This is a genomic window from Salinimicrobium gaetbulicola (assembly GCF_042676025.1).
Lineage (GTDB): Bacteria > Bacteroidota > Bacteroidia > Flavobacteriales > Flavobacteriaceae > Salinimicrobium > Salinimicrobium gaetbulicola.
In genome coordinates this window covers 1-8,962 of sequence record NZ_JBHTJP010000014.1, presented here as the reverse complement: position 1 = coordinate 8,962, position 8,962 = coordinate 1, and the positions used below count along the sequence as shown (strand labels likewise).

The window sequence follows — 8,962 nt, the reverse complement described above, 5'->3', positions numbered from 1 at the left end:
TGTCAAAAATCAGTCGTTTTTGAATCAAAGATTTTTTACTATTAAAAATATAATATCTCATGAAAAATTATGCACAACGTCTCCGGTTAACGCAAGTAGCGGACCTGGGAAACGCAAATTGGTCGGTTAAGTTATAGTTTTAAAGGTAGTCAAAAATGTCATTTTAGAAGAGTCTGCCGCTATTTGCTCGTTAACCGCTGTTGTGGCTAGTTTTTTAATCCGTTTTTTATTGAGCTTTTCTCAGGTTCATCTCCGAAATAATAACTCTCTTCGTCAAGAATATAATTTTCTGAAACAGGATAAATGCCGCCCATTTTTGCAAACGAATGATAATAGTATTCAATTTGTAACATTGAAGAATCGGGCGTTTCTATTATATATTCGGGCGCCCAGTCAGTCTTCCATTTTTCTATTTTGGTTGAGTCAATATTTGTAAAATCATATTTGGAAAAACGTTCAATCTTTTCAATTTTATTTTGGCTATTCAAATGATAAATTGACTTGAACCAATTTTCACACTCCGTTGCGAGGATTTCGTTATTATCATGATATAGTCTTTCAATCACCTGATTTTGTTTGTATTCAAAAGTTACTTTACTAGCCAAATAGCAAAGAGGGTCAGGAATAATTTCTCCATCTTTCAAGAATTCCAGTTTTATTACTCGTCCAATGGAATCAACGGTTTCTTTAACTACCCACCTTTTTTCATTTTGATTCTTAATATTCCATTTAAGAATGTTCCAACTTGAGGCTGTCGGTGAAAATTCGTGAAAGATTATCTTCTCTTGTCCATTAACTTTTAAGCTTAGGAAAATCAAAAAAATTAATATGATTTGAAGTATTTTCATTTGTTAAATTAGCCACAACGTATCCGGTTAACGCAAGTAGCGGACCTTGGAAACGAAATATTTCGGTTAAGTTATCTTTTTAAAGGTACTTAAAAATGTCATTTTTGAAGGCTCTTCCGCTATTTGCTCGTTAACCGATGTTGTGCATAGTGTTTTAATTTAGTATCCAATTTATACAAGCCCTAACTTCCGCGTGGTCATTTGGAAGAGTAGCTTCAATTCCATTTGTCTCAATATCACTTTTGAATCTAGCCCAAGCTTGTTCGGTTTTTCCATTGATATTTAGATGTTTCTCTATTGTTCCTTTAGTCCATATCCATATTCCTTGAGCTTGTAATTTTGCTTTTAAATTTAGAATGTTTTGTTGAACATTTGCTCTTTGCGCTAATAATGCAAAAGCTTCTGCTGCCGACATTGAACTGTTTTTATTTGTTGGCAAGCCATTATCTAAAGTAATTCCGTTTGCTGGTGCTAACAAAGCTAATTCAGCGATGCAGGCGGCTATATCAGGGTCGTCAGCTTGCAAAAAGCCATCTGAAACTCCGTGCTTAAATGCATAATCCAAATCTACAATAGCTTTACAGGGCAAATCCATTGTATTCAAAACTAACATTGACTTTTTTGTATTCCCTGAACCTCCTTGTTGAACTAAAGCACATTTATTTAAAGCTAAAGTTCTATTTGATATTGTATCTACAAGAAAAGGCAATAGTTTATTTTCAGTTTTTCCTTCTGCAAGAATTACCCTTTCAGAAAATAGAATATTACTTGAATTGCTTAAAGCAAACATTAGTGTAAGTTGATGTTGAGCATCTTGTTCAACCGTCGGTATTGCAGATTTTAGAGAGTTTCTTTTATGTGTGCCTAATTCTTGATTTTTTCTTATCAAAATTGTATTCGCAACGTCTTTTTCTGTAATCATAAATGGTGAATGCGTTGAAAATATAATTTGATAACCTTGAGTTGATAAAGTTTTTAAAGATTCCCTTAAAATCTCAATTGCCTGTGGATGTAAATAGAGTTCGGGCTCGTCAATTAATAATAAAGTTGTTGTTGTCTGTTCACCATCATTTATTTTTAGGTCTGCAAGATGTCTTATCAGAGTCATTTGGATTGATCGTTGTGCTCCGTGGCCCAAAGCAGAAACATCTGTACCTAATTCATTTTGGTTTTCATAAACCTTTATCGTTCCTTTTGTGAAAACTTCTTTTAATTCTGGTGTCGGAACGTGAACCTTTATATTTATATCAGGAAAAAATGCATCTAGCTTGCCATTTACTTGTTCGTCAAAAGTTGTAAGTTCAGGTGCTCTATGTTGTCCATCTGCATCTAAAATATCCTTAAGCCCTTTAAGAGCATTCCTAACCTGGTCTCCATATTGTTCTTCAATCGGACCAATAATTTCTGAAAGTAATTTTCCGATTGTTGAGCTAGTTTTATATTTACTCACATCTTCCTCTGAATTTTCCATTGCTCCAATATGAATTGGGTCAGGAAACAGGGCTTTTATGGCGTTGTCAATTCCAGCTGGATTTGGTTGCCATTCTTCGGCCTCATCTTCTGCTTGTGGATTTAGAACTTCAAGTCTTATTTGTCCAGCAGACGAAGTAGGTAATGGCTGTATTCTTCGTACAGATAGAGTTTCTTGGTCAAGGAATGGTTCTATTCTATTTCTGTGACCTTGATTTAAATTTTCAAGCAATTCTTCTGTTATTCCATCTATTTTGGCAGTTACGATGACTGGAAGTTCAGGGTCATTAAAATCACCGATTTTCAAAGTGCTTTTTTGAAGTACCCACTTAATTGATTCTAGTATGTTAGTTTTACCAGCATTGTTATATCCAACCATTGGTGTGTAATCAGATATATCAAATTCCTGTGATTTAATTGATTTAAAATTTTCAACTTTTAATTCGGTTAGTTTGTGGCCCATTTGTTTGGTTTACATTATGCACAACGTCTCCGGTTAACGCAAGTAGCGGACTTAGGAGACGTGATTTATCGGTTAAGTTATCTTTTTAAAGGTAGTCAAAAATGTCATTTTAGAAGGATCTAAGCTATTTGCTCGTTAACCGATGTTGTGCGTAGTATTTCTAGAATATGACTTTTCCAATAATTTGATTGTTATCGATCAGTCCGAAATATCTTGAATCCCAAGAGTTCCCTCTGTTATCACCCATGACAAAACATTTTTTTGCAGGAATAATTAATGGTCCAAAATTATCTCTATTCCAATTTTTTTGAAATTGGTTTTTAATCTCTTCCTCTACATCTTGTTTGTCAATAATATAACGGGTTAAATTATGATTAACTGCAAAATTTTTATCAGCTGCAACCAAAAGCGTATCCATATAAGCTATTTGTGTTGAAAAAAAAGGATGGTAAATGTGTTTAGAATTTTTAATCTTATGAAATACTTCTTTTGATACTTTATAGTCATAAATTACCTCATAATTTGTATCTGCTCGTTTATTATTTCTATAAAGTATTCCATTTTTAATTAAAATAGTATCGTTTTCCATACCCACAATCCTATAAACATAAGGATCACCGGATTCTTTTTTTCGAAAGATTATTATATCACTGTTCTCTATTTTAGGAATATTAGAAATTAATACAGTAGAATTTTTTTGAATGTTTGGTTCCATTGTATTAATTGGCATATACATCCAATTCAATATACCTGAATGTTTAACAAGAATTAATATTCCGAGGATTAACCCAACTATTAAAGCTGTTTTTTTTCTAGTAAATATCATGTTCAAATATTACGCACAACGTCTCCGGTTAACGCAAGTAGCGGAGTAGGGGACGCGAATTTATCGGTTAAGTTATCTTTTTAAAGGTAGCCAAAAATGTCATTTTTAAAGGATCTCCCGCTATTTGCTCGTTAACCGATGTTGGGCGTAGTATTTTATTATTCTAATTCAGTTTTTCTTATAATATGAATTCCACCAACACTATATGCTAAACTAATTGGTATTGGTTTTTCATTCAAATAAAAATTTCCATTTTTGAATGGTGTCAACCTTTCGTCTATCAAGAAGAAATAATTCTCTTTGTCGGTTAGAATCTCCAAGTTGTCATTTGTTAAATCTATTTGTTCAATATAGTTTACTTTTCCCAGTTTGTTAAGTTCAGGTATTGTAACTTTTTCTCCATTTATCTCACAAACGTGTTTTTCTCCAAGTCCAGGCATTCCAAACCAAGGCATTGCCTGTCCAACTTGTACTGAAATATTTGAAGTATCGCCTTCAAATAAAAAGTGTTTGACTTTAAAAGTCTCAAAAATTGGTGGAAGAGATTTTTTCGGAAATGGTTCTTCTGCTTTCCAAAAAAACATTACTTTATTTTGCCATTCTTGGTCGTTTTTGTCAGTACAAATTAAATTATCTGTCCAATAATGCATATAAAGTTGACCTGTTCGTAGCAAAATAGTTGATTTTTCAATTCTCTCTTTTTGTTGGTCAGTTAAGTCTCTTGAAATTTTATAGCCAATATTGTCACCCGTTGAAACAAATTTGTCTCCTTCTTTTAATTCAACAGTTTCTGTTTCGTTTTTATATTCCGAATTATTTTCTCTTTTTTTCTTTCCAAAAAGTTTGTCAAAAAATCCCATAATTTATATTAAGTGAGTGTGTTTTATTTCTTAGTGGTCGGTTTTGTGATATTACGCCCAACGTTCCCGGTTAACGCAAGTAGCGGACTTGGAAACGTATTTTGTTGGTTAAGTTATCTTTTTAAAGGTAGTCAAAAATGTTATTTTCAGCAGGATCTTCCGCTATTTGCTCGTTAACCGATGTTGCCAACAGTTTTTTTATCTGTTTATTAAAGTCAGATAATGAATTGCAAGAAATAACCTATGATCCGGATCTTTTAAATCTAAAGTTTCAACATTTCTCGATACACCTGCAATAACTGATGGTTGGATGTCATTGACAATCTCAAAATTTTCTTTGTACTTTTTAATTAATTCAGAGTTTTCACCGATGCTCTCCAAATAGGAGAAATATTTGCCTTTTGCATTTAGGTTTATTGTTTCTTTTCTATCCTCTTGATTATTGTTTCTTGTGTTTATCCAAATCTCATTAAATACCGATAATGTGAATAAGTTCGTGCTTAATTTTTGCAATCCTTGGAAATTAGGAACTCCTCCTTTTTGTAAAACCACGTCAGAGAAATCCGCGTAAGCTTGCGCTTTTGATTTTGTTCCGAACTCTGTCATAAGAGTCTTATCAAATTCCGCTACTATCATATTCAAATCCGCTTCTTCATTAGAATTGAAAAGTCCGTTTGGATTGGAAATATCACTTTGGGGCGCACAAGCACAAAAAGAGAACAGAATTACTATGGCGAGAATCTTTTTCAAATTGTTGGCAACGTCTCCGGTTAACGCAAGTAGCGGACCTGGAAAACGATTATTTGTCGGTTAAGTTATCTTTTAAAGGTAGTCAAAAATGTCATTTTTAAATGGTCTGCAGCTATTTGCTTGTTAACCGATGTTGTAGCCAGTTTCCTTTATTCTTTTTTTTGTTCAAATATTTTCTCAAATGCATCATAAACAGCAATATGTAAAGCGTCTCCGTGTGTTTTATCCTCTAAAAACTTGTAAAACAAATTCGTATTCTGCTTCTTGTTTTTCTTGAGCTTGTCATATAATTCTTTTGCTGTCCGTTCCATTACTTCTCCTTCTTTTCCACCAGCAATATAAATCCGTTTAGTTGAGTTGTAGGATGTCGATTGAAAGTTTAAAAGTTTTTCGTCATCCCACCATAAACTCGGACTTACAATAATATAATTATCAAAGAGGTCAGGTTTTTTAAATAGAATTTCTGTCGCTAATAGTCCACCTAATGATTGTCCAATAATTGTTTTTATTTCCGTTGTTCTGTATGTAGAATCAATAAATGGTTGAAGTTCTTTTTCAATAAAAGAGATAAAGTTCTCTGATTTTCCAGATGTTGGAAATTCTTTTTTGTCAAGTTCATTTTGAGAAGGATAAGTAAAATCTCTTTTTCTGTCCACATTTCCAATACCGACAACTATTGATTCAGGAATCATATTAATCCAAGAAAAAGAACCAAATTGAACAATCCCAGAAATATGTATAAAATCTTCATCTTTTGACCCATCAAGTAAATATATCACTGGATAAGTTTTTAAACTATCCTGCGAATAATCTAGAGGCAGATAAATATTTAAATCTCTCGTTTCATTCAGTAGTTGCGATTTAATTTTTAGAGCCTTACCAATTGCAAATTCGGTTTCGCTAATTTTTTCGGCTAATTCTTGACCGTAGGAAATTTGTAATGTCAGTAGTAGAATTACACTTAGTATTATTTGCTTCATAAGTTTCTGTTCAAATTGGCTACAACGTCCCCGGTTAACGCAAGTAGCGGACCTGGGGAACGAAATTTATCGGTTAAGTTAACTTTTTAAAGGTAGTCAAAAATGTCATTTTTTGATGGTCTGCCGCTATTTGCTCGTTAACCGATGTTGTGCCTAGTTTTTTTTATTTTATTTCCATCTATCGGGAATTGTTGGGAAATCAATCTTCCAATGCTTTTGTCTAGAGTTGTAAAGAAGATATGGTCCGTCAAATCCTTCAAGGTAGATTAGTTCGAATTCATTTTCATTTATTTTCTCATAAGTCGGGTCAGTTCCGAGCATTTCCGTTTTGAAGCCGAGTTCTTCTAAAGCCATCCAATCGTTTGGAGTCGGAAGTTGTCCTTTTTCCTTTTTAAACGCTTCAATTCTTTCAACGAGCTTGTTTCCAAATTCAATGTCGGTTTTTCGAGTTACTTCAAAAGGAAGATTGAAATAAATCAGTCCGATTATTATTAGGACAATTGGAATTGATATGAGAATTCTTTTGGACATTTCAAATTAGGCACAACGTCTCCGGTTAACGCAAGTAGCGGACCTGGGAAACGATTATTTGTTGGTTAAGTTATCTTTTTAAAGGTAGTTTAAAATGTCATTTCAGCAGGCTCGTCCGCTATTTGCTCGTTAACCGATGTTGTACACCGTTTTTATATTATAATTAAACTTATTGGTAAATCATTTTTCAATTCCTCAAGCTTCATTTCGTTCCACCATTCTCTTGGGATTTTAGAGCCATCTAATTCAAAACCAATTTCAATTTCTTTGACCAAGATAAATACACTTCCCTCGGCTGTTGATATATCGTCAATGGTATATTTGTTTTTTAAGTCAGCAAGAGTATTGCCTATACCAATTCCTAATTCTGTTTTGAACTTCTGTCCGTATAGCCAAATCCTCCAAACTTTTTCTCCGTTTTCGTCAGGTTCTACAGAATAAATTAATTCAGAGTTTTCGTAAACATTAAAAATAGCATAGTCATCTCCTTCAAGATTTATTGTTTCTTCTTTGACTTTATAAATTTCTCTCTTACTTTCTAAAAAATCAGAAATATCCATTCCGATTTTCACATTATCAACGCAATTATTCTCTATAATTCCAGAATTAATAAATAAAAAAAGTGTAATTATTGTCAGTATTTTCATATTTCCTCAAATGGTGTACAACGTCTCCGGTTAACGCAAGTAGCGGTTTTGGGAAACGCCAAATTTGTCGGTTAAGTTATCTTTTTAAAGGTAGTCAAAAATGTTATTTTTGAACGGTTCTCAGCTATTTGCTCGTTAACCGATGTTGTAGGTAGGCTTTTTATTTTTCAAGTCGAGAGATCCTCAACTTTTATCAAATACCATTTACCGTCAATTCTTTTAAAAAATGATTTCACATTAATTCCATTTTCTACACCTGTCCATACAAATACACGTTCATTAGTGTTTTGTAATTTCATTTGATAGTTGTCGTAGATAATTGGAATAGACTGTTTGTCTAAGTAATAGGAATTGTGTTGCCATTTGTCTTTTGTGAAATAGACTGTGTCTGTATCACTTCCTGGATATCCATCCTTGAAACCTACAAATTCAAGTGGAAATTTCACTCTTGAAATTTGAAAATCTGGCTCAATCATAAATTTGTAAAAGAAGCGGTCAAAGTCTTCTTGTTCAATGTCTGATTTTTTGATTGTAATTATTGAATCCTTTAAATCCAATTCAGGATTATTGGTGTCCGCAACTACAGCTTCAGCAAATCTGTTCATTTCATTAAACCACCATCCGAGTCCAAATCCGATTATTAAAGTCAATATAATTATCAGTCCTTTTTTCATTTTTTTAGCTTACCTACAACGTCTCCGGTTAACGCAAGTAGCGGATTTGGGAAACGTGATTTGTCGGCTAAGTTATCTTTTTAAAGGTAGTTAAAAATGTCATTTTGCGATGGTTTGCCGCTATTTGCTCGTTAACCGATGTTGTGCGCAGTATTTAAATCAGCTTATCAATTCGAAAATTCTCAATCAATGGATTATATCTATAAATCCTGTTTGACTTAGAAATTATTAAGTCAACATCCTCACCAATTATAATTTTATCATACACTGTTTTATTTGTTTTCAGTTTTACAAAACGGGAGTCGTTTGTTTCAATGTAATATTTATTCCATTTTTTATACTTTGTTTCAATTCGAAATTGACCTAATGTTTTTTCTGAACTAATTATATCTAACCCTAAATCCAAAATTAATTTATGGTTTGTGATAAAATAGTATATAAATGAAATAAAGTAAGTTATAAAAAAGATCGGTAGTAGTTTTGTGAATGATTCGGCAGCGTGATTAAAATATTGATTAAGAGTTGGGTATATTTCCAATTCATACAAATCGGGATAAACTGGATTCAGAGGAACAGAAAAATATAACATAACTGAGAATAAAATTCCAAACCCTGCAGGTTTAAAAAATAAGAGAACAAGAATTTTCATTCTCAATATATTTTTTTCCGTAGAAGTTAATTTTTTCTTTTCAGTTCTATTCATAATAATATTGCGCACAACGTTCCCGGTTAACGCAAGTAGCGGACCTGGGAAACGATTATTTGTCGCTTAAGTTATCTTTTTAAAGGTAGTTAAAAATGTCATTTTAGAAGGGTCTGCCGCTATTTGCTCGTTAACCGATGTTGTGCCAAGTTATTGTACAGATACAGGCAATGTGAATCCTCCGCCAGTTAATTCTACTTTTTCTCCGTT

The 8,962-nt window shown here is 32.8% G+C and carries 10 protein-coding genes; all 10 read right to left on the bottom strand.

Features of this window, described 5'->3' with window-relative positions:
- Positions 1–206: 206 nt before the first annotated feature.
- On the bottom strand, positions 207–848 hold the full coding sequence (locus ACFQ1G_RS01230) for a hypothetical protein (protein WP_380736418.1): 642 nt from the start codon (positions 846–848) through the stop codon (positions 207–209).
- A gap of 154 nt (positions 849–1,002) precedes the next feature.
- Positions 1,003–2,781, bottom strand: a complete 1,779-nt coding sequence (locus ACFQ1G_RS01225) for an ATP-dependent nuclease (RefSeq protein WP_380736417.1) — start codon at positions 2,779–2,781, stop codon at positions 1,003–1,005.
- A 160-nt stretch (positions 2,782–2,941) separates the two neighbouring features.
- The gene (gene lepB, locus ACFQ1G_RS01220) at positions 2,942–3,607 is read right to left on the bottom strand and encodes a signal peptidase I (protein ID WP_380736416.1); all 666 of its coding nucleotides are present in this window, start codon (positions 3,605–3,607) and stop codon (positions 2,942–2,944) included.
- Between the two features lie 158 nt (positions 3,608–3,765).
- Entirely contained in the window at positions 3,766–4,467 is a 702-nt protein-coding gene (locus ACFQ1G_RS01215; RefSeq protein WP_380736415.1) for a hypothetical protein, read from the bottom strand.
- Positions 4,468–4,665: 198 nt separating this feature from the next.
- Positions 4,666–5,217 carry a hypothetical protein gene (locus ACFQ1G_RS01210; RefSeq protein ID WP_380736414.1) on the bottom strand — a complete coding sequence of 184 codons (552 nt, stop codon included), beginning with the start codon at positions 5,215–5,217 and terminating at the stop codon, positions 4,666–4,668.
- 149 nt (positions 5,218–5,366) lie between these two features.
- On the bottom strand, positions 5,367–6,197 hold the full coding sequence (locus ACFQ1G_RS01205; RefSeq protein WP_380736413.1) for an alpha/beta hydrolase: 831 nt from the start codon (positions 6,195–6,197) through the stop codon (positions 5,367–5,369).
- Positions 6,198–6,365: 168 nt separating this feature from the next.
- Entirely contained in the window at positions 6,366–6,728 is a 363-nt protein-coding gene (locus ACFQ1G_RS01200) for a hypothetical protein (RefSeq protein ID WP_380736412.1), read from the bottom strand.
- Positions 6,729–6,880: 152 nt separating this feature from the next.
- A complete protein-coding gene (locus tag ACFQ1G_RS01195) occupies positions 6,881–7,375 on the bottom strand; it encodes a hypothetical protein (RefSeq protein WP_380736411.1) in 495 nt (164 codons plus the stop codon).
- Between the two features lie 167 nt (positions 7,376–7,542).
- Complete coding sequence (locus ACFQ1G_RS01190) at positions 7,543–8,049, bottom strand: DUF4348 domain-containing protein (RefSeq protein WP_380736410.1); 507 nt, start codon at positions 8,047–8,049, stop codon at positions 7,543–7,545.
- Positions 8,050–8,203: 154 nt separating this feature from the next.
- On the bottom strand, positions 8,204–8,698 hold the full coding sequence (locus ACFQ1G_RS01185; RefSeq protein WP_380736409.1) for a hypothetical protein: 495 nt from the start codon (positions 8,696–8,698) through the stop codon (positions 8,204–8,206).
- Positions 8,699–8,962 lie beyond the last annotated feature (264 nt).

Excerpts from the sequence above, each read along its gene's own strand:
- ACFQ1G_RS01230 (WP_380736418.1), bottom strand. The coding sequence starts at position 848 with ATGAAAATACTTCAAATCATATTAATTTTTTTGATTTTCCTAAGCTTA.
- lepB (WP_380736416.1), bottom strand. The coding sequence starts at position 3,607 with ATGATATTTACTAGAAAAAAAACAGCTTTAATAGTTGGGTTAATCCTC.
- ACFQ1G_RS01215 (WP_380736415.1), bottom strand. The coding sequence starts at position 4,467 with ATGGGATTTTTTGACAAACTTTTTGGAAAGAAAAAAAGAGAAAATAAT.
- ACFQ1G_RS01225 (WP_380736417.1), bottom strand. The coding sequence starts at position 2,781 with ATGGGCCACAAACTAACCGAATTAAAAGTTGAAAATTTTAAATCAATT.
- ACFQ1G_RS01190 (WP_380736410.1), bottom strand. The coding sequence starts at position 8,049 with ATGAAAAAAGGACTGATAATTATATTGACTTTAATAATCGGATTTGGA.
- ACFQ1G_RS01200 (WP_380736412.1), bottom strand. The coding sequence starts at position 6,728 with ATGTCCAAAAGAATTCTCATATCAATTCCAATTGTCCTAATAATAATC.
- ACFQ1G_RS01185 (WP_380736409.1), bottom strand. The coding sequence starts at position 8,698 with ATGAAAATTCTTGTTCTCTTATTTTTTAAACCTGCAGGGTTTGGAATT.
- ACFQ1G_RS01195 (WP_380736411.1), bottom strand. The coding sequence starts at position 7,375 with ATGAAAATACTGACAATAATTACACTTTTTTTATTTATTAATTCTGGA.
- ACFQ1G_RS01205 (WP_380736413.1), bottom strand. The coding sequence starts at position 6,197 with ATGAAGCAAATAATACTAAGTGTAATTCTACTACTGACATTACAAATT.